Annotated in this window: 21 protein-coding genes; 19 read left to right on the top strand and 2 right to left on the bottom strand. The window is 56.1% G+C overall.

Translation table 11 applies throughout. From position 1 onward, the window contains the following. Window positions 1-128: 128 nt before the first annotated feature. Window positions 129-1,139 (bottom strand): LLM class flavin-dependent oxidoreductase, encoded by a 1,011-nt coding sequence (locus tag ACZ439_RS10730; protein WP_054795765.1) that lies wholly within the window; start codon window positions 1,137-1,139, stop codon window positions 129-131. A gap of 165 nt (window positions 1,140-1,304) precedes the next feature. Here ACZ439_RS10730 and ACZ439_RS10725 point away from each other — a divergent pair, with 165 nt between their 5' ends. The 3 genes from ACZ439_RS10725 (at window position 1,305) to ACZ439_RS10715 (ending at window position 2,661) form a co-directional block, all read left to right on the top strand. Next, window positions 1,305-1,565, top strand: coding sequence for a YqkE family protein (locus ACZ439_RS10725; RefSeq protein ID WP_127606852.1), 261 nt, complete (start codon window positions 1,305-1,307; stop codon window positions 1,563-1,565). An 81-nt stretch (window positions 1,566-1,646) separates the two neighbouring features. After that, on the top strand, window positions 1,647-2,066 hold the full coding sequence (locus ACZ439_RS10720) for a DUF1284 domain-containing protein (protein WP_054795766.1): 420 nt from the start codon (window positions 1,647-1,649) through the stop codon (window positions 2,064-2,066). A gap of 85 nt (window positions 2,067-2,151) precedes the next feature. After that, window positions 2,152-2,661 (top strand): metallophosphoesterase, encoded by a 510-nt coding sequence (locus tag ACZ439_RS10715; protein ID WP_127606754.1) that lies wholly within the window; start codon window positions 2,152-2,154, stop codon window positions 2,659-2,661. A gap of 52 nt (window positions 2,662-2,713) precedes the next feature. Here the strand turns inward: ACZ439_RS10715 and ACZ439_RS10710 are convergent, their stop codons facing one another. Next, window positions 2,714-3,016, bottom strand: coding sequence for a hypothetical protein (locus ACZ439_RS10710; protein WP_054799127.1), 303 nt, complete (start codon window positions 3,014-3,016; stop codon window positions 2,714-2,716). Between the two features lie 325 nt (window positions 3,017-3,341). Here ACZ439_RS10710 and ACZ439_RS10705 point away from each other — a divergent pair, with 325 nt between their 5' ends. The 16 genes from ACZ439_RS10705 (at window position 3,342) to ACZ439_RS10630 (ending at window position 20,487) form a co-directional block, all read left to right on the top strand. Beyond that, window positions 3,342-3,590, top strand: coding sequence for a hypothetical protein (locus ACZ439_RS10705; protein ID WP_464621001.1), 249 nt, complete (start codon window positions 3,342-3,344; stop codon window positions 3,588-3,590). 306 nt (window positions 3,591-3,896) lie between these two features. Beyond that, window positions 3,897-4,913: a methionine ABC transporter ATP-binding protein gene (locus ACZ439_RS10700; RefSeq protein ID WP_054795767.1), complete on the top strand. Its 1,017-nt coding sequence runs from the start codon at window positions 3,897-3,899 to the stop codon at window positions 4,911-4,913. Beyond that, window positions 4,906-5,568, top strand: a complete 663-nt coding sequence (locus ACZ439_RS10695) for a methionine ABC transporter permease (protein ID WP_054795768.1) — start codon at window positions 4,906-4,908, stop codon at window positions 5,566-5,568. The genes ACZ439_RS10700 and ACZ439_RS10695 overlap by 8 nt, the downstream gene beginning before the upstream one ends. 49 nt (window positions 5,569-5,617) lie before the next feature. Beyond that, complete coding sequence (locus ACZ439_RS10690) at window positions 5,618-6,466, top strand: MetQ/NlpA family ABC transporter substrate-binding protein (protein ID WP_155615010.1); 849 nt, start codon at window positions 5,618-5,620, stop codon at window positions 6,464-6,466. A 118-nt stretch (window positions 6,467-6,584) separates the two neighbouring features. After that, the gene (locus ACZ439_RS10685; protein WP_054795789.1) at window positions 6,585-7,364 is read left to right on the top strand and encodes a MerR family transcriptional regulator; all 780 of its coding nucleotides are present in this window, start codon (window positions 6,585-6,587) and stop codon (window positions 7,362-7,364) included. A 169-nt stretch (window positions 7,365-7,533) separates the two neighbouring features. Next, on the top strand, window positions 7,534-8,787 hold the full coding sequence (locus tag ACZ439_RS10680) for a molybdopterin molybdotransferase MoeA (protein WP_054795770.1): 1,254 nt from the start codon (window positions 7,534-7,536) through the stop codon (window positions 8,785-8,787). Between the two features lie 22 nt (window positions 8,788-8,809). Further along, window positions 8,810-9,349, top strand: coding sequence for a molybdopterin-guanine dinucleotide biosynthesis protein B (mobB, locus tag ACZ439_RS10675; RefSeq protein ID WP_054795771.1), 540 nt, complete (start codon window positions 8,810-8,812; stop codon window positions 9,347-9,349). Continuing rightward, window positions 9,346-9,975, top strand: coding sequence for a molybdenum cofactor guanylyltransferase (gene mobA / locus ACZ439_RS10670; protein WP_372813777.1), 630 nt, complete (start codon window positions 9,346-9,348; stop codon window positions 9,973-9,975). The genes mobB and mobA overlap by 4 nt, the downstream gene beginning before the upstream one ends. A gap of 88 nt (window positions 9,976-10,063) precedes the next feature. Further along, on the top strand, window positions 10,064-11,392 hold the full coding sequence (locus ACZ439_RS10665) for an ABC transporter substrate-binding protein (RefSeq protein WP_230876176.1): 1,329 nt from the start codon (window positions 10,064-10,066) through the stop codon (window positions 11,390-11,392). Then, window positions 11,389-13,095, top strand: a complete 1,707-nt coding sequence (locus ACZ439_RS10660) for a sensor histidine kinase (protein ID WP_464621000.1) — start codon at window positions 11,389-11,391, stop codon at window positions 13,093-13,095. The genes ACZ439_RS10665 and ACZ439_RS10660 overlap by 4 nt, the downstream gene beginning before the upstream one ends. A 2-nt stretch (window positions 13,096-13,097) precedes the next feature. Beyond that, window positions 13,098-14,756, top strand: a complete 1,659-nt coding sequence (locus ACZ439_RS10655; RefSeq protein WP_464620999.1) for a response regulator — start codon at window positions 13,098-13,100, stop codon at window positions 14,754-14,756. 232 nt (window positions 14,757-14,988) lie between these two features. Then, window positions 14,989-16,341, top strand: coding sequence for an ABC transporter substrate-binding protein (locus ACZ439_RS10650; protein WP_054795773.1), 1,353 nt, complete (start codon window positions 14,989-14,991; stop codon window positions 16,339-16,341). Between the two features lie 76 nt (window positions 16,342-16,417). After that, window positions 16,418-17,290: a carbohydrate ABC transporter permease gene (locus ACZ439_RS10645; RefSeq protein ID WP_230876177.1), complete on the top strand. Its 873-nt coding sequence runs from the start codon at window positions 16,418-16,420 to the stop codon at window positions 17,288-17,290. 10 nt (window positions 17,291-17,300) lie between these two features. After that, window positions 17,301-18,131: a carbohydrate ABC transporter permease gene (locus ACZ439_RS10640; protein WP_127606772.1), complete on the top strand. Its 831-nt coding sequence runs from the start codon at window positions 17,301-17,303 to the stop codon at window positions 18,129-18,131. Further along, window positions 18,131-19,093, top strand: coding sequence for a phosphoglycerate dehydrogenase (locus tag ACZ439_RS10635; RefSeq protein WP_127606774.1), 963 nt, complete (start codon window positions 18,131-18,133; stop codon window positions 19,091-19,093). The genes ACZ439_RS10640 and ACZ439_RS10635 overlap by 1 nt, the downstream gene beginning before the upstream one ends. A 62-nt stretch (window positions 19,094-19,155) precedes the next feature. Continuing rightward, a complete protein-coding gene (locus ACZ439_RS10630; RefSeq protein WP_054795774.1) occupies window positions 19,156-20,487 on the top strand; it encodes a nickel pincer cofactor-dependent isomerase, group 22 in 1,332 nt (443 codons plus the stop codon). Window positions 20,488-20,561: the final 74 nt, after the last annotated feature.

Genomic DNA, 20,561 nt, shown 5'->3' with positions numbered 1-20,561 from the left:
ATATCCACAACCGAGGTTATACACAGGTTAAAAGAGAGTCGGTTATCCCGGGCGGAAGTCGCCGGGACCGGATAGATCGAGCAAGCGACCGTTCCCGGTCTGTATCGGGGAGCGGTCGCTTGTTCGGTTCATGGCGTCTGCGGAAGCCCGAAGGCGTCGGCCAGCAGACGGTAGGAGTGTACGCGTGCGCCGAAGTTGTGAATCGGGGAGACGATCATCAGTTCATCGGTGCCGTACCGCTCGGCAAAATCGAGCAGTTGGGCCTTGACGCGGTCGGGCGTGCCTACGAAGCGGCGCTCACGGGCCCCGCGAATGCGCAGCAGGTCGTATTCCGTATACGGATAGTCCATAGCCGTCTGTACGGAAGGGAAGGCATGCTGGTCGAGGCCGCTGCCCAAGCGAAGGAAGAACAGATCCGAGCTTGTCGCCAACCGGTTCGCTTCGTCCTCCGTATCGGCGCATACGACCAGGACCGCAGCAAGGGCTCGCGGACGATCGTTCAAGCCCGACGGTTGAAAGTGCTCCCGGTAATACCGGATCGCCGCTTCCCCGCCGGGCGCGCCGAAGAACTGCGCGAATCCGTAGGCAGTCCCCTGTTGGGCCGCGATTTTGGCGCTCTCATCGCTTGAACCGAGCAGCCACAAGTCGGGAGCGGTTGCGATCGAAGGCGCCGCCTGCAATTTGGCGTACGGATGATCGGGAGGCAGCGATTCGTATAAGAACCCCGTTAAATCGGCGACTTGCTGGGGATAGCGGTCCGTGTCTACATATTTATGCTCCTGCAGCGCTCGCGTCGCCAGCGGCATGCCTCCCGGTGCGCGGCCGAGTCCGAGATCGATGCGGTTCGGATGAAGCGCCTCAAGCAGCTTGAAGTTTTCCGCCACTTTATAAGAGCTGTAATGAGGCAGCATCACGCCGCCCGAGCCCACACGGATGCGCGAGGTCGCCGCGGCCAGGTGAGCGATCAGCACCTCCGGACTGGAGAAGGCCAGCATCCTGCTGCCGTGATGCTCGGATACCCAGTATCGGGCATAGCCGAGCCGGTCCGCTTCTTGCGCCAGCCGCGTCGTTTCCTTCAACGCATCCGCGGCGGTTTGTCCTTCGCCGACTTGGCATTGATCCAAAATTCCGAGTTTCATGGTTCGCACCTCCGATTCATGTTCTAAATCTAAGAGTAATGAATTCACTATATTTTAGCAAGCGATGTATTTTTAATAAGTAAATGCGAACCATTGCCGGGGGACCGCGCAGTAGTGCGACCCGGTGAAACCTGCTATAATGTGGATGAAACCGAGGTGATGGATATGGTCAAGAAAAAACGGCCGACATCCGCCGCTCAGCCGGCTACTTCCGATAAACCGGCCACGTTGAAGGATCTTCTGAATCCGGATATCGTGAACAAGCTGAAGGCGCAGGCGGACGATATGAAAGCGGAAGCGGCTAAACGCGAGGAAGCCGCCAAGCAAAAAGCGGCGGAAGCCCGCAAGGCCGAAGAGAAGCGTCTCGAGAACGACTTTGATCATTTGCTGAACAACAGCGGTCTCGACTGGCGCCAATATAAGTAAGAGAAGATCAGGCTGCCCGCGGGGCAGCCTGTTGTTTCATGACACTACGGACCGCAAGTAAGGGGAAGGATGGGACACCGGATGATTCGACTTCGAGGGCATCATTTATTATGTTTGCTAGGCTACCGGGGGATGGGCTACTCGCCCGACTTTTGCACCAACATGACGGCGATCTATGAGCGGCTTCGTGAACAGCCGCAGACGCGGGTCGTGCTGGTGGAGGGGCCGGACGACATCTGCGCCGCATATCCGAAGGACAAGCCCCCGCACTGCGAAGAAACGAGCGTAGCGCATCGCGATTCGCGCGTGCTGGAGAAGCTCGGGCTGCGGGTCGGCCGCGAGATGAGCTGGGCCGACGTATGCGGCGCGGTCGATGAGACGATGGAGGCAGGCGACATCGGGCGGATCTGCGTCGGCTGCCCTTGGGAGCCGTACGGGGTATGCGAGGACGGCGTGCAGCGAATCAAGCGGGGCGAGGAGCTGCCTCCGGTAGGGGCGTAACCGGTGCCGGGCTGCGATGCGATTCCGGATCGAATGAGGGAACCGATAGTTAGAGGCAGTATTAAGGATCGACAGGGGGGATACGATGGCGAACGTATTTATGATCTCCGATCATCACTTCGGCCACAAGCACATTATCGATTTCGAATCGAGGCCGTTTACCGGTAGCGAAGAGATGACGCGAGTCATGACGGAGAAGTGGAACGCTGTGGTGGGGAAGGACGATCAGGTGTTTCATCTGGGCGATTTCTCGTTCTTAAATATGGAGAAAACGAAGCAGATCGTGTCCGCTCTTAACGGGTACAAAGTGCTGATTCTCGGCAACCACGACCGGGGCCGCGGCCGCCGCTGGTGGCTCGACGCCGGGTTCGATGAAGTGAGCGAGTATCCGATCGTGTACGGCGGATTTTTCTTCCTGTCCCACGAGCCGATGTACATGAACAAGCATATGCCCTACGTGAACATTCACGGTCACATCCACGGGCAAAAGTACGAGGGGACACAGTACGTCAACGTTAGCGTCGAGCATTGGGACTATACACCGGTTCCTTTCGACACGATTAAGGCCAGGGTTGTGCCGAGCGAAGAACAGTGAGCCGGAGCTGCCTTTCTTGCCGCCTGCTCCCCGCCGCGGCCCCGTGTCTGGTTTATAACAGCTTAAAGCGTTCCAAATGATCCCATAACCGCTCCCGGCGCAATATTTCCTTCTGTTTCGGTCCGATCAGATCGTAGTGCGGATAGGGCGGGCGGTTATGGATATACGCGGGATTCAGGCCGTTGCCGCGGCACCATGCCTCGAGCCGTTCGAGATCCGCACTACCTACCTTGGTCACCGACGTAATGCCCGGAAACCGCGGGTCCAGCCAATAATGCGTCAAATAAGCGATTTCCCCGCGCGTCACCGCTTCCTTCCACGCCGTCAATTCTTCTCGTTTAATTCCGAATGCCATGCGCCGCTATCTCATCCTTTGCACAGTGGTAAGTTACTGTTCATTATATCAAGACTATCGTCGGGTTGCGATCTTCGCCCAGGACGTCATGGGGAATGATGGAATAGAGAAACAGAGGGGCAGGGCAACAAAACAACAGAGCACAGAGAACGAGCAGGTGGGCAAGACAGAAAGAGACCCGCGAGCGCAAGGCTTGCGGGTCTTAAAAGTTTATATATCAAAAGGGGGTCGAGTTCTATTATAGGCGGGGAAGCTTAAAGACAGATGAAAATTAGATTTCATTTATGTAACAAATCATTTACACATTTTACTAAAAGCCGTTTCCGTGGACGGACTGCGTTTGCCCGCCCGGCTGCGTCCGGTCCCCGTAGGCGGGGCTCCAACGCCCCTGCCTCTGTATCTCGGGATAGTACGGCACTTGCTGCACGACGATCCGGCGTATGCGGAGGCGGCGAAGGATTTTGCCGAGCGGGTGAAGGATGTGAGCCACGTGCTGGAAGGCATGACGGAGCGGATGAAGGCGGAGCACGTCGTGGACTTCCTGTATGAACGGTTAACTGCGGAACAGCGGTAAAGCGGTCTATTGACAGGGGAAAATGCGCGGTGCTATTATATCACTATTCCTATTAAATTAGTATGAATTAAGTCATCCGTACAGCGGAGACATTCTCGTACCCGGGAATGTCTTTTCTGTTGTTGGAAAATCCAGGCTATTGACAGGTGGCTGATTTGCTAGTATCATATCAAAGATTTAATGGCCCAAGGGCCATATGGCATGGGGGATACCCTTCGCGTATAAATTCTATGAGATCGGCGCACCATTTAGCCAAACCCTTAGGAATTATACGCCAGTGCTTTAACATATGAGGTGCGACAAGACATGATCCAACTGAGCAACGTATCGAAAACCTACCAGGTCGGCGACCGTTCCATTGCGGCGCTGCGGAATATCGATCTCACGGTCAATAAAGGCGAAATCTTCGGGATTATCGGGCACTCCGGCGCCGGAAAGAGCACGCTGATTCGCACGATTAACGTGCTGGAGCAGCCGACAGGCGGACAAGTATTCGTCGACGGGGTAGAGATGACGGCGTTGAACGGCCGGCGGCTGCAGCAGGAGCGCAGCTCGATCGGGATGATCTTTCAGCATTTCAATCTGCTTTCTTCCGCTACCGTTGCGGATAACATCGCGTTCCCGTTAAGGCTCGCGAAGCAGCAGCCGGGCGCGGTGGAGCGCCGTGTGCGCGAGCTGCTGCAGCTGGTCGGGCTGGAAGAGCATGGCGCGAAATACCCGGCGCAGCTGTCCGGCGGGCAGAAGCAGCGGGTCGGCATCGCCCGTGCGCTCGCGACGAGTCCGAAGGTGCTGCTGTGCGATGAGGCGACGTCCGCCTTGGACCCGCAGACGACGAATTCGATTCTGGCGCTGCTGCTCGATATTAACCGCAAGCTGCATATTACGATCGTGCTCATCACGCACGAGATGCACGTGATCCGCTCCATCTGCGACCGGGTGGCGGTGATCGACGGCGGTAAAATCGTAGAGCTCGGGCCCGTGACCGATGTGTTCCTGAAGCCGCAGCATCCGACGACGCGCGAGTTCGTGGAGCAGCTGTCGGACAGCTCGGAGCCGCTGCAGGCCGCCTCTTCGCCGGCGCACGAGCGGACGATCGTGCGGATCACGTATTTGGGCGAACAGACGTATGCGCCGATTCTGTATGAAACGATGCGGGAGGCCAGCGTGCCGCTCGTTATTCTGCAGGGGACGATTTCCCGGATCAAGGACACGCCATACGGACAGATGGTGGTCGAAATTCAAGGCGGCCGGGCGGACGCGGAGGAGACGGTAGCCCTGCTGCGCAGCCGCGGTCTCGATGTGGAGGTGATCCGCTATGGATAAGCTGATGGAGCTCGATTGGACGGAGATCGGCCGTGCCACGCTCGATACGCTGACCATGCTCGGGCTGTCTACCGTTTTCACGGTGCTGATCGGGCTGCCGCTGGGCATCCTGCTCTTTCTGACCTCGCGCGGCCAGATGCTTCAGCACGGGACGGTGTACGGCGTGCTCTCGCTGGTCGTCAATGTGCTGCGGTCCGTACCCTTCATCATCCTGATGATCATGGTGATTCCGTTCACGAAGCTGCTTGTCGGCACCTCGATCGGCGTTCCCGGCTCAATCCCGCCGCTCGTGATTGCAGCCGCGCCCTTCTTCGCGCGGCTCGTCGAAACGGCGCTGCGCGAAGTCGACCGCGGGGTTATCGAAGCGGCGCAGGCGATGGGTGCGTCGTACGGACAGATTGTGAGCCGCGTCCTGCTGCCTGAAGCCCGTCCCGGCTTGATCGCGGCGATCACGATCACGGCCGTGACGCTCGTCTCCTACACGGCGATGTCGGGCGTTATCGGAGGCGGCGGTCTTGGCGATCTCGCGATTCGCTACGGGTACCAGCGGTTCCAAACGACGGTGATGATCGTCACCGTGCTCGTTTTGCTCGCGTTAGTTCAAATCCTGCAAACTCTGGGCGACCGGCTCGTGCGGAGATACCAGCGGAAATAAGGATTTACTAAATAGATATCGTTCAGTTAAAAATGGGGAGGAATTCGAAATGAAAAAAGTCATGATTACCGCATTATCCGCTGTACTCGCCTTCACAATCGCCGCTTGCGGCCAGAAGGAAGCAGCGCCAAGCGCGAACACCCCCGCTGCGGGCGCCGCAGGCGGAGAGAAGAAAGAAGTCACACTGAAGGTCGGCGCAACCGCTGTGCCGCATGCTGAAATTTTGAACTCGGTCAAAGCCAAGCTGAAGGAGCAGGGCGTTAACCTCGAGGTGAAAGAATTCACCGACTATGTGCAGCCTAACGTACAGGTGTTCGAAAAGCAGCTGGATGCCAACTTCTTCCAGCATACGCCTTACCTGGAGCAGTTCAACAAGGATAAAAACATGAACCTCGTCACCGTCACCGGCGTCCACATCGAGCCGTTCGGCGCTTACTCGCAAAAGATTAAGAAAATCGAGGAGCTCAAAGACGGCGCCACCGTCGCGATCCCGAACGACCCGTCCAACGGAGGCCGCGCGCTTGCGCTGTTGGAGAAGAACAACCTGATCAAGCTGAAAGACGGCGTCGGCGTCAAGGGGACTGTCAAGGATATCGTCGAATACAAGAAAAAGCTGACCATTAAAGAGCTTGAGGCCGCTATGCTGCCGCGCGTGCTCGGTGAAGTCGATCTGGCGCTCATCAACACGAACTATGCGCTTGAAGCGAAGCTCGTGCCGACGAAGGACGCGCTGTTCATCGAAGGCCAGGATTCGCCGTATGTGAACATTCTCGTCTCCCGTCCGGACAACAAGGATTCGGATGCGATCCAGAAGCTGGCGAAAGCGCTGAATTCCGAAGATACGAAGAAGTTTATTAACGATAAATACAATGGCGCGGTTGTGCCTGCGTTTAAGTAAGATTGGACGAAGAAGCAAGCAGAACGCATTTCCTATACGGAAATACGGTTCTGCTTTTTTCTTATCCTTGACCCTCACGTTGCGTGATGGATTACGATGAATGGGGGAGGTGAACGAGATGCCGTATAAAGTGAAGGAAGTGTCCGAGATCGCCGGGGTGAGCGTGCGCACACTGCATCACTACGATGAGATCGGTCTGCTGACGCCGGGGGCGGTTAATTCGGCCGGCTACCGTTTCTACACGGAACGGGAAATGGAACGGCTGCAGCAAATTTTATTTTTCCGTGAAATCGGGTTCTCGTTGAACGAAATTAAAGCCATCCTGGATAGCCCCGGCTTTGACCGGAAAAGCGCGCTCGAGGCGCACCGGGAGCTGCTGCTGGAGAAGAAACGGCGGCTTGACGGTATGATCGACACTGTGACCCGGACGATCCAATCCATTGAAGGAGGGAGCGCAATGAGCGACAAGGAACTGTTCGAGGGCTTCGACATGACGCCGATTGAGGAGCATAAGAAAAAGTACGCCGCGGAAGCGCGGCAAACATACGGCGATGCGACGATGGACGCGATCGAGAAACGGACCAACGCGTACACGAAGGAAGATTGGGCGCGAATAACGGCAAGGAACGAGGCCATCAACGCGAAAATTATCGCCGCCATGGAGCGCGGCCCGGCCGACCCGGAGGTACAGGAAGGCGTGGGAGAGCTGAGGCAGTACATCACCGAACATTTTTACGATTGTACGTTGGAGATTTTCCGCGGTCTCGGGGATTTGTACGAGACCGATGGTCGGTTCACCGCCAACCTCGATAAGAACAAGCCGGGGTATGCCGCTTTCTTGCAAAAAGCGATGCATGTATACTGCGACCGGGAAGAAAGGGAAGGCGAGCCGGGTTGAAAAGAAGCAAAGCGAAGGGCGGAGGATACGCTAACCAAGCGTCGCAGCTCCGCTATGTTTGCAGCGGCATACGCCGGCAACATTTTGTGCGATAAACGCTGTCCTTTTACCAAGCGGAATGATAAAATTTTGTTAACAAGTCGAAGAAAGCGAAGAGGGGAACGGAAGGATGCCGAACCTAAGCGGGAAATACAACCGGGACACCGTTCAGGTGGAAGAAGCGCTGAACCGCATTCAAGCGCATGTTCGCGTGCTGGAGACGGAGACGGTTCCACTGGCGCAAGCGTCCGGCCGACGGGTGGCGGCGCGGATCGCCGCACCGCATCCGTATCCGGCCTTCCGCCGGTCGGGGATGGACGGCTATGCGGTAAGGGCGGCGGATCTCGCCGCGGCTAGCAGAGACACGCCCGTCGTGCTCGAGGTCGTCGAGCACATCCCGTGCGGCTGCGTGCCGGAGCGCCCTGTGGCCAGCGGCCAAACGTCGAGAATCATGACCGGGGCCATGCTGCCCGAAGGAGCGGATACGGTCGTCATGTTTGAGATGACGGAGACGATCGAGCGGGACGGTGCGGCCTGCATCTCGGTTATGAAGCCGCTTGTTTCGGGCACGAACGTGTCCGGGATCGGTTCGGAGGTGGGCGAAGCGGAGCTGCTGCTGGAAGAAGGGCGTGTCATAGGCGCAGGCGAGACTGCGCTGCTCGCCGTCTTCGGCATCACGGAAGTGCCGGTATACCGCCGTCCGACGATCGCGATCCTGTCCACGGGCTCCGAGCTGCTGCCGGCGGACGCGCCGCTGGAACCGGGCAAAATCCGCAACAGCAACGCCTGGATGCTGGCCGAGCGGGTGCGCGCGTTGGGCGGCATCCCGCTCGTGCTGGAGACGGCCGCGGATGAGCTGGAGCATGTGCGGGCCGCGATCCTTGAAGCGCTGGCGCAAGCCGACGCCGTTATTACGAGCGGGGGCGTTTCCGTCGGGGATTACGACGTGCTCGCCGACTGGCTTGTCTCCTGGGAGGGGACGACGCTGTTTACGAAGGTGGCGATGCGCCCCGGCAGTCCGACCAGTGCGGGCGTGTTGTACGGGAAGCTGATTTTCGCGCTTTCGGGCAACCCGGGCGCTTGTTTTGTCGGGTTCGAGCTGTTCGTGCGTCCGGCCTTGGCGGCGATGCAGGGAACGGCCGGTCCGGCGCTGCAGCGCATCCGTGCGCTGCTGGGCGAAGGGTTTCCGAAGGTGAACAACTATCCCCGTTATGTGCGGGGGACGCTGTCTTTTGCCGAAGGGCGAGTATATGCGGTCACGCATCGGCACAATCAATCGGGCAGCCTCATTTCCATTAAAGATACGACGGCGCTCATCGTGATCCCGGCCGGAGGCAGCGGGCTTCAACCGGGGGATTTGGTCGACGTGCTGCTATTAGGCTAGAGGCGGAAGGACGAGGAATCGGATGGCAACGAAAGCGGTTTTTCAAGTCGTCGGGTATAAGAATACGGGCAAAACGACACTCACGTGCCGTCTCATCCGCCTGTTCCGCGCGGCAGGGTATTCGGTCGGTACGATCAAGCACGATGCGCACGACTTCGAGATCGACCTGCCGGGCAAGGATACATGGCAGCACCGCGAAGCGGGAGCGGAGGCCGTGGCCATCACCTCGGACGGCGGAGGGCGGACGTTCATCCTGGAGCAGCGGCCGCTTGCCTTGAACGAGCTGGTACAGCGGATGGCGCATCTGGATATCGTGGTGGTGGAGGGCTTTAAGTCCGAGGATTACCCGAAAATCGTGATCGTCCGGGAAGCCGGGGATCTGGCGTTGATCGGCCGGGTATCCCATCCGATCGCCGTCGCGGCATGGCTTGCTCCGGAGCAGGCCGCCCCCCATGCAGGGGGAACGCCTATCGTGGCGATCGACGACACGGAGGCGCTGCTTCGCGTCGTTGCGGACAAATTCGGGCTCGATATTGCGGGCGGGCAGGAGGAGAAGCGATGAAGCGCCGTATGTTGAAGGGCGTCATCGTGGCCGGCGGTCTCAATACGCGTATGGGGCAGGCGAAAGGGCTGATGCCGATCGCCGGGCAGCCTCTGATCGGGCGTACGGTTGCGGAGATGCATAAGGTTTGCGACAGCGTCGTCGTCGTCGCGAACGAACCGGAGCTTTACGCTGCAGCGGTCGGATCTGGCGCGGAGCTGATCGCCGACATCATCCCGCATAAGGGGCCGATGAGCGGCCTGCATGCGGCTTTGTCGGGTTCGTCGCACGATTATCATTGGGTCGTCGGATGCGACATGCCGTTCGTCTCGTCAAGGGTCGCGGCGTGGCTGCTGCGGCGGCTCGAAGCGGGCACTGCACCGGCGGTCATCCCGTGCGCCGGGGAACAGGCGCATCCGCTGCACGGGCTGTACCGCAGAACGTGCCTGCCGTCCGTGGAAGCGCGAATCCGCGGGGGCTCCACCGGCTTGATTCGCTGGCTGCATGAGATCGGGGCTGACTTCGCGACGGAACAGGAGCTGGCCGCAGCCGGATTGGACATCGATTTCGCGCTCAGCTTTAACGATCCGGAGCAGTACGCCCGGTGCGCGGCTAAGGCGGAAGCTAGAGCGGACCGCTCCTTGTAATCGAACGTCGTTCCCTAGGGGGCGGCGTTTTCATTTAAGAAAGCCCATAAAATGAATAGTAAGCATGTTTAGGAGGCCAAAAGGTACGATGTCTATGAAGGCTACTCGCCGGATCGCTCTAATTAGCTGCATGCTGCTGACGGCAGGTGCGGTGATCGGCTGCAGCGCCGCCGCGGACCGTGACGTCTCGGATCCTACTAGCCCTGCAGCAGGCAACCCGTTTACCGGACAAAGCATCACGGTCTATATGGGGAACAGCGCGGCCGCGGATACGATCAAGTCCCTGCTTCCGGAATTTGAAGCCCAAACCGGCCTTAAAGTAGATCTGCTCAGCTTTACCAATGAACAGCTGAGCCAGAAGCTCTCGGTCCAGCTTACGGCGGGCAGTTCAAGTCCCGATGTGTTCATGATCCGCCCGCTGGAAGAGCTCAGGCTGTTTGATAAGAACGGATGGCTGCAGCCCTTGGACGAATACGTACGAAGAGATCCGGGCTATGACTTTGACGATTTCTTTCAATCGGCCATCGATTCGACGACAACCGGGGGGCGGTTAACCTCGATCCCGCTGTCTACCGAGCAGCAAATTTTATATTACCGGAAGGATTTATTCGAGCAGGCCGGGCTGGCCGTTCCCCGGACGCTGGATGAGCTTGAAGCGGCGGCACGCCGGCTGCACGATCCGGCCAGTGGCGTTTACGGCTTTGTAGCCAGGGGCCAAAGAAACGCTTTGGTTACGCAGCTCTCCTCCTTCCTTTATTCCGAGGGCGGGGATTTTCAGAAGAACGATCTTGCGGCGATCAATACGCCGGAAGCGATCAGGGGGATGACCCGATATATCCGGTTGTTGAAAAATTATGGGCCCCCCGGTGTCTTTAATATGGGCTGGCAGCAAGCCGCAGGCGTTTTCGCGTTAGGCAAAGCGGCTTTGTATACCGATGCCAGTGCGATCTATACCAATGTCATCAATTCCGGTCAATCGGCGATCGGCGACAAGATCGGGTATGCGATGTTTCCTGCGGGACAAGCCGGCGCCAAGCCTTTTAATATAACCGCTTGGGGGTTGGCGATGAGCGCCGCATCGGGCCGCAAGGAGGCGGCATGGAGCTTCATCCAGTGGGCGACGAGCAAAGACCTCGTGATGCATTCCCAGCAGCGGGGAAATCCCGGCGCCCGCCAGTCGGTATGGAACGATCCTCAAGGCGTTTCCGGGTTTCCGGCTGCGTATATTCCTGTTGTTACGGAATCGATGCGGGTCGGAGTGGGGCACGACCGCCCGCAGGTGATCAATGTAGGCGAGGCCCGCGAGATCATCGGGGATATTGTCATTCAGGGCTTGCTGGGTGAAGATATCAAGGCCGCCGCGGACAAGGCCAACATCAGCTTTCAATCGCTCATCGACAAGGAGAAGAGCCGATGAATACGTTCGGAAAAGTCATCACGCTCGTCATTTCTTTGCTTATTCCGATTATTCTTTTGTACATGTATTCGAATCAGGTAAGCGTTAACGTAGTCCGCCAAACGGTGGAGGAAGGAAACCGGAACCGGCTTGCCTTCTTCATGAGCCAAATGGAGATGATGATCGACCAATTAACCAAATATTCGGTGACAGCCAGTCGGGATTACAGCATTAAAGAATATTTGGACGGGCGGAACACGAGCAAGCCGCTCGTTCAGCTGCAGCGGCAAATGCGGATTGTCGACATGCTGAACATGCAAATTGCGACAAGCGCCTGGAACAATCAGATCATCTTATATTTGCTCGATTCCAAGGAGATCATCTCTACCGATTACTCGGTCCAATACGACGAGAACTATCTCCGGAATCCGGAGTTGAAGAAGTGGTCGCATCGCAGCGCGCTTACTTACGGGATGTACCAAACGTTTTTTTCCCGAATCAAGGAATCGGATATTCCCAACCTGTACATTGAGATTCGATTTACGGATGATAACATCAAGAACATGCTGAATTTATTGAAGCAGGGGGACAAGCGGGAGCCTTTCCTGTATCAATCCGGGATGGAGCCGATCCTGAACTACACGGCAGACCGGACGCTGGTCGGCCGGGTCGTCGAGCAGTTGGACCGTCAGGAGCTTCAGCACAGCGGCAGTATTACCGTATCGCTCAACAAGCAGAAATATATCGTCAATTATATTCGCTCCGAAAGTCTCGGGTGGTATCTGGTCGATATTGTCCCGCTGGAAAGCATCTTCGCGCCCATCATTACCAGCCGAAATTTATTTTATACGTCCATCGGCTTGCTGACGGCGATGAGTCTTCTGGTTACCCTGCTGTTGTACCGAAACGTGCAGCGGCCCATTCAGCTGCTGATACGGGGCGTGCAGCGCATTAAGGACGGCCAGTATTCCGCCAGGCTCAAGCAGCAGCCGAACAATGAATTCGACTTTCTGTTCATCAGCTTCAACGAAATGGCGGAGAAGATTCAAGAGCTTATCGAGAAGGTATATAAGGAAACGCTCCGCTCGAGGGAAGCTACGCTGAAGCAGCTGCAATCGCAAATCAATCCGCACTTTTTGTACAACTGTTTATTTTATATCAAGAACATGGCTAATCTGGGCGATAAGGAAGCGGTGGTGGCGATGTCGCTGAACCTGGGCGAATATTACCGGTACACGACAAGGCTGGAGAGCACGATGACGAAGCTCAAGGAAGAAGTCAAGCTGATCGAAAATTACTTGATGATCCAGACGCTCCGCTTACAGCGCTTACACTACGAAATCGACATCCCGGAGGAGATGCAGACGCTTGAGATTCCGCGCTTGTTGATTCAACCGTTGGTTGAAAACGCGGTGATCCACGGGGTAGAAAACAGCCTTCAATTCGGCGTGATTCAAGTGAAGGGCGAACGGGTGAACGGGATCAACAAGATTATTGTCGACGATAACGGCGTCGGTATTTCGGCGGACAAGCTGGAGGAGCTGCAGCGAAGAGTCGCCGAGCCTTTGGAAGAAGAAACGGGCTGCGGCTTGTGGAACATTCATCAGCGGTTGATTCACATGTACGAAGGAACGTCCGGCTTATATTTCTCGCAATCGCCGCTAAACGGATTTCGCGTTGAACTGATTTGGAAGGACAAGACCGCTTTATCCAAGGAGGAATAGACATGTTTCAGTTGCTGCTCGTCGACGATGAGGCCAGCGTCGTCGACAGTCTGGCCGACACCCTTCCGTGGCATGAGATTGGAATCGGAACCGTATTCAAGGCATATTCGGGCAGTGAAGCGCTGGAGATTTTAAATACGAATTCCATCGATATTATGATGACCGACATTCGGATGCCGGGCATGAACGGGCTGGAGCTGCTCGCGCGGGTTCGCCGCAGCTGGAAGAAGATCAAATGCATCCTGCTCTCGGGGCATGCGGAATTTTCCTATGCGCAGGAAGCGATTGCCCACGATACCTATGAGTATTTGCTGAAGCCGATCAGCGACGAAGAGGTACTGCTGAAGGTTGGCAACGCCGTGGAAGCGCTGCAGAAGGAACGAGACGAGAATCAATCTTACCAGCGGGTGGTCAAGACCCTGGAGGAGAATCTCCCCAAGCTCAGGGGCGAATTGTTGAATGAGCTGCTGCAGGGCATGAACTATTCGGCTGCGCGCCTGGCGGAGAAGCTGGATATGCTGAAAATGGACATTGTGCGCGAGGAGCCGTTCGCTCTGCTGCTCGTCCGGATGGAAGGCCAGCTGTCGGAGCTTGATCTATACAGCTTATCTCTCATGGAATACGCGGTCGCGAACATGGCGGAGGAAATATTCGAAGACGGGTTCCGGCTCTGGTCATGCAAGGACGTACATGGATATTTGGCATTCGTGGTGACGTTATCCGGTGAGAAGAAGGCGGAGCAGGCTTCCGCCGAGCGCTTCATGGAAGAAGCGGCGGGCCAGCTCCGGCTGATGGCCTCCCAATTGCAGCTCAGTGTGAACCACTATTTGAAGGGGACCGTCTCGGCGTTAATCAGCAAGTGGGGGGTGTTCCCGCATGATGTGAAGAGGCTGTACGAGGACAGCTTGTTCTCTCTCCGCAGACGGGTGGGCAGTCAAAGCGGGCTGTTAGTTTATGTCGCTGACGAGATGGAGCAGATGCCGGTACATGCGCTGCAGCGGCTTTACGAGCCCCCGCTGCTCGTGCATTTGCTCGAGTCCGGCAATTGGGAGCAGACCGAGGAGAAGTTAGCGGCGATCTGGGAGGAGCTAAACCGGAAATGGGCGGATTCCCACGAGCATCTGGTGGAAGTGTTTTTCTCCATCTACGCTTCCTTCAGCTCCTACGCTCATAAAAACGGGCGCGAGCTGGCCGATATGATTGGCCCGGTTTTATCCGATGTGGCCGGTTTGACGCCGTGCCGTTCGATCACAGCTTTGCATCAATGGATCTTTCAATCGTTCAGGCTGCTTCAGCAGTGCATGGAGAACGAAACGAGGAACGAGCGCGAGAACGCCGTGCGGAGAATCCAGCATTTTGTGCAGAAGCATCTGGTGGAGAACGTTTCGCTGCAGGCCATCGCGGATCATATGTATATGCATCCGGTTCATGTATCGCGTGTTTACAAGCTCGAAACCGGGGAAAATCTAAGCGATTACGTACTGCGGCTGAAGATGGAACAGGCTGCCGCCATGCTTGCCAACCCCGCGTTGAAAAACTATGAGATCGCGCTGCAGCTGGGGTATCAAAATCCGAACTATTTTATTAAGGTGTTTAAAAAGTACTATTCGGTAACTCCGCAGGAGTTCCGCTTAAACCTGGACAAGGGCGAAGACCAGTAGCTCTGGTCGTCTTCCGTGCAGCCCGCCTTCTTCAGAAGGCGGGTTTTTCTTCGTCTTTGGCAAAGTTTTTCCTTTTCATGCAGCGAATCGCAGATCACGTTAAGAATGTGCCATCGGGGTTAAATTGTTGTCATTTTAACGCGCAAGTAAACGCTTTACTATGGATGTAGGGGCTAATCGCGCAGAGGCGATAGCCGCCTAAACGAGATTACCACGGGAGGTCTTTCTTCGTATGAAAACATGGATGACAAGAACGGTGGCCGTCGCATTGATGGCTTCGCTTGCAGCGGGCTGCAGCAGCGGCGGAAGCGCCGGCACAACCGGAACAGGGACGACCAAGGAAGGAAGCGGAAGCGCGGCAAGCGGCGGGCAGAAGCCAACCTTGACCTTTTGGATGAAAAAGCAGCTGTTCGAGGATCAGAACAAGCTGATTCTGGAACGGGCCAAGCAGTTCGGAGTGGACCAAAATGTGAACGTAAACATCGAGCTGATCGCTTATGAAGATTTTTATCCGAAATGGTCCGCGGCGATCGAGTCGAAAACAACCCCTGACGTTTCGTACTTCGGCTACCAGGAGGTCGGCCAGTTCTACGGCAAAGACGTGCTGGAGGACTTGAGCGACGTGGTCAAGAAGCTGGAGGGCACGAACGGCGAAATCCAGGAGAGCATGAAGAAGGCGGTCACGTTCCAGGGCAAGCAATACGCCGTGCCGTTCTGGACGGAATCCCAGGTGCTTTACTATCGGAAAGATCTGCTGAAGAACGCGGGCTTCGACGCCCCTCCAAAAACGTGGGAAGAGTTCAGAAAAATGGCCAAGGCGTTAACCGATCCGAGCAAAGGCGTATACGGCGCCGGCATGGGCTACGGCAAAGGCAACTCCGATGCGGAATTCCTGACGCGCGGCATTATTTGGTCCTACGGCGGCTCCCTCGATACGAAGGACGGCAAGACGGTCATCGTGAATTCGCCGGAATCGGTCGAAGCGACGAAATTTATCCGCGATATTTTCCTGACGGACAAGAGCACGCCGCCGAGCGCGCTCGGATGGGATGACAGCGGGAACAACAAAGCGTATTTAAGCGGCCAGGCGGCGATGATTTTCAACGTCGGAAGCACCTTGGCCACCATTAAGAAGGATAACCCGGATTTGTATGAGAAAACCGGGATCGCCACTTATCCGGCAGGACCGAAGGGAACCTTCATTCCGGGAATCAGCAACAACCTGGGGATTTTCAAAGATTCCAAGAACAAGGATCTGGCCAAGCAGTTTGTCGAGTTCATGCTGAATGCCGACTGGTATAAAACATGGATCGAGAAGGGCGCGCCGTTGACAGGACCGGTTTATACCAAATTAACGACCGAGCCGGTTTGGCAGGAAGAGAAGAATAAAGCTTTCGTCGAGTCGGTCAAAGGCTTCAATTTCTTGGGCTTCCCGGGCGAGTACAATCCGAAGGCCGGAGAAATATTCAACCTGCGCATCGTGAACGACGCGTTCCAGAAGCTGCTCCTGGAGCCGAATTATACGCCTGAGACGGCGGTTAAGGATCTGCACACGAAGATTGAGGAAGTTTACAACAAAAAGTAATCTTTACATTTCACGCTATGGAATGATCGCGCAGTGCGGTCGTTCCATAGCTTCACAAGTAAGGCGGGGATAAGCTTTGAGAACGAATACGGACAACAAACTTGCCTATATGCTGATGAGTCCCGTGCTGATTTATTTACTTGCCGTTATGGTCCTTCCGTTCGGCTGGGCGCTGTACTTAAGCTTTACGAATAAGGTTGTGGGCGTACCGGCAACGTTTACCGGCTTGAGCAACTATATCGAGCTCATGAAGGATTCGTTGTTCTGGAAAGCGGTATGGAATACGATCATCTTCACGGTCGTGGCGGTTATCGGCAAAACGGTATTCGGCATGATCATGGCACTCGTTTTGAATGAGAAAATCGTGCTGCGCAATGTGTTCCGGGTCCTGCTGTTCCTCCCGTGGACGATTCCGACCATCGTGTCGGTATTTACGTGGCAGTGGATTTATTCCGATGTCGGCGGCGTGCTGAATTTTCTGCTGCTGAAGACCGGACTGATCGGCGCTCCGGTCGGCTGGCTGGCTACCCCGGATCTTGCCATGTTCTCGGTTATTCTGGTGAACGTCTGGAGAGGGATTCCGTTCATGGGGATTGCCATTCTGGCGGGTCTGCAGACGGTATCCAAGGAAATGTACGAAGCGGCGATGCTGGACGGCGCGGGCGCGGTCAAGCGGTTCATCTACATGACGCTGCCTTCCGTCAAGGAAGTGACGGTGCTGGCTGCCGTGATGACGACGATCTGGACGCTTAACGACTTTGAAATCATTTGGCTGCTGACACGCGGAGGCCCATCCAACGGAACACAGGTTTTATCCACACTTAGCTATACGATCGGATTTTTAAATATGAGCTTGGGGAAAGCGATTGCCATTGCCATTCTGACGATGCCACCGTTGATCATGCTGATCAACTTCGTCACGAAGCGTTCGCTTTCGTCCGACGAGTAGGTGAATGCGCATGGAAAATAAATCGATCGGCAAACAAATTGTCGTTTACGTCACGCTGGCCGTCCTCTTAATATGCGCGCTGTTTCCGCTTTATTGGATGGTGAATACGTCCTTCAAATCGCAAGGCGAAATCTATAATATGACGCCATCCTTCTGGCCTAAAAATTTCACGTGGTCGGCTTATGTGAAGCTGATTATGGAGAAAGGTTTTCTTACCAACATCAAGAACAGCCTGCTGGTCTCGCTGATCGTTGCTTTTCTGTCGATTGTCGTCAGCATGCTGGCGGCCTATGCGATCTCCAAGCTGCGCTTCCGGGGCCGCACCATGATCTCCAAAGGCATTCTGTATGCCTATTTAATGCCGCGGGCGGTGCTGTTCATTCCGCTGTACATGCTGGTCTCCACGATTGGATTGAATGATTCGATCTTTGGTTTGATGCTGATCTATCCGACCATTACGATTCCGTATGCGACCTGGATGCTGATCTCGTACTTCAAATCGATTCCCGTTGAAATCGAAGAGGCGGCGATGATCGACGGCTGCACACGGGCCCGCACGATGCTGAGCATCATCTTCCCGCTGTCCGCTCCGGGGATTGCGGCTACATTCATTTTCGCGTTCACCTTGTGCTGGAGCGAATACTTGTACGCGCTGGTCGTCGTGACCAAAAGTGTCGACAAGACGATTACGCTCGGATTGTCCGACATGATCGTGGGTGACGTCTTTGCATGGGGTCCGCTGATGGGCGGTTCCATCATTGCTTCCATTCCGGTCATCATCATGTATCTGTTCACTTCAAAATATATGGTTAGCGGCATGACCGTAGGAGGAGTTAAATAATGACAAGATTGAACAAGGTGCTGGTTACGGCGACCAATTATTCGACGCTGTGCGCGGAAGCGAAGCGTCTTCTGGAAGAGGGCGGCTGCGAAATCATCGAGAACCGGGTGGGACGTCCGCATACGTTCGAGGAGCTGGTTCCTCTCGTATCGGATATCGACGGCGTCATTGCAGGCGTCGATACCTGGGATGAAGCCGTGTTCAAGCTGGCGCCGAATCTGAAGGCGATCGCCCGTTTCGGCGTAGGCGTCGACAACATCGATTTGGCCAAAGCGCGCGAGTACGGCATTCAGGTGACCAACGTGCCTGGAGGCAACGCGAACGCCGTAGCCGAGCTGGCCGTAGGGCTGATCTTGTCCATGATCCGCAACATCCCTGCCTTGCATCAGTCCGCCAGACGCGGGTATTGGGACCGCTATGTGGGGGAGGAAATTCAGGGGAAAACCGTCGGGCTGCTGGGATTCGGCAATATCGCGCAGATGACGGCGAAGAAGCTGCAGGGCTTCGATGTGAAGCTCATCGCCTATGATAAATATCCGAACGCAGATAAAGCGAAAGAATATGGGGTTGAACTGGTTTCTTCGGATGATGTGCTGAAGCGCAGCGACGTGGTCAGTATGCATCTGCCGAGCTTGAAAGAAACGTATCATATGATGAGCGACGAGCAATTTTCGATGATGAAAAAAACCGCGTTTTTCGTAAATACGGCTCGGGGTGCGCTTGTCGATGAGAAGGCGCTTCACCGTGCGTTGCAAACGCGATCTATAGCAGGCGCGGCTATTGACGTATATGAGCAGGAGCCGGTGTCGGCGGATAATCCGTTATTTCAACTCGACAACCTGATTTCGACGCCGCATACGGCAGCCGAAACGGTTGAAACGTACCGCCGGGTAGGACTGGTTACGGCGCAAGCGCTGCTTGATGTGTTCGCGGGTAAAGAACCGGCGAATTTGCTTCGCTAGCCGGGGCGCAGCTTTGTCATGCACAGGCTGAAAGCGATCAAGATTCGGGAGGAGTCCGCTTTATGAATGGTGCGTCGGACGGCCGGGGCGAAGGGATACACTTGAACTTGGGGCGCGTGAATCTTGCGGCGATGGAGCCTGTCCGGCTGCCCCGGATGGTTCCGGTCAGACAGCGGTTCGATGCGCGGCGCATCGATCCGGAGGACATGGAAGCAATCATCGGCGGTCAGTTCCGGAGAGAAGACGTTCGCGGTAAAATTACGCCCGGCATGCGAATTGCCGTAGGCGTCGGGAGCCGGGGGATCGAGAATCTCGCGCTCATTGTCCGCGCAGTCGTTCAGGAACTGAAGAAGCTGGGCGCGGTGCCCTTCATCGTTCCGGCCATGGGCAGTCATGGCGGAGGAAGAGCGGAAGGCCAGGAGCGGCTGCTCGCCGGGTATGGCATTCACGAAGAGAATGTGGGGGCGCCGGTCCGGGCCTCGATGGATACCGTCTATCTGGGCACCGTGCTTGACGGTGTGGAGGTTCACTTCGATCGAATCGCTTACGAGCAGGCGGACGGTATTATCGTCGTTGCGCGGATTAAGCCCCATACCGACTTTAAGGGCCCGATCGAAAGCGGCATTCTCAAGATGCTCGGCATCGGCCTTGGCAAACATAAAGGGGCCAGCTATTTGCACAAATTCGGCATGGAACGCTTCGGCACCCTTCTGCCGGCTGTCGGAGCGCTGATGATGGAGCGGACGCCCATTCTTGGCGGCGTGGGCATCGTCGAAGATGCGTACCATGAAACGGCGCATATTGAATTTGTGCCGAAGGAGCAGCTTCCGCACCGGGAAGAACAATTGCTCGCCGAGGCGAAACGGTTGATGCCCCGCTTTTGGCTGAATGACATCGATGTTCTGATCGTCGATGAAATCGGGAAAAACATCAGCGGCAGCGGCATGGACCCCAATATTATCGGGCGCTCCGGCGCGAGCAGGACGTTCGGGGAAGGCCCGGCGATCCGGAAAATTGTAGTCGGAGGCTTAACGGAGGAAACGAAAGGAAGCGCGGTCGGCATCGGCCTGGCCGATTTTACAACACGCCGGGTTGTGGAGCAAATCGACTTTGCGACCATGTATACGAACGTGATTACCGCGATGGAAATAGGCGGAGGGAAGCTGCCCCTCGTTCTTCACAATGATGAAGAGGCCATATCCGTAGCCGTCTGCACGGCGGGAAGAAGAGAATACGATCAGGTGAAGGTCGTCAGGATCAAGCATACGCTGGCCTTGGAGGACATTCTCGTCTCGGAGAACTTGCTTCCGGAGGTAGAAGCTCATCCGATGATGGAAGCGACCGGCGCCGCCCGGGAATGGAAGTTTGATGCGACCGGGCATTTGATCGGGTAGTCCGCTTCGATTTAACACAAAATCATTCATTTAACGTCACTCCTGGATGGAGCGGCGTTTTTTTATGATCCGTT

The organism is Paenibacillus sp. JCM 9796, assembly GCF_055379675.1.
This window is presented reverse-complemented; position numbering and strand designations above follow the sequence as displayed.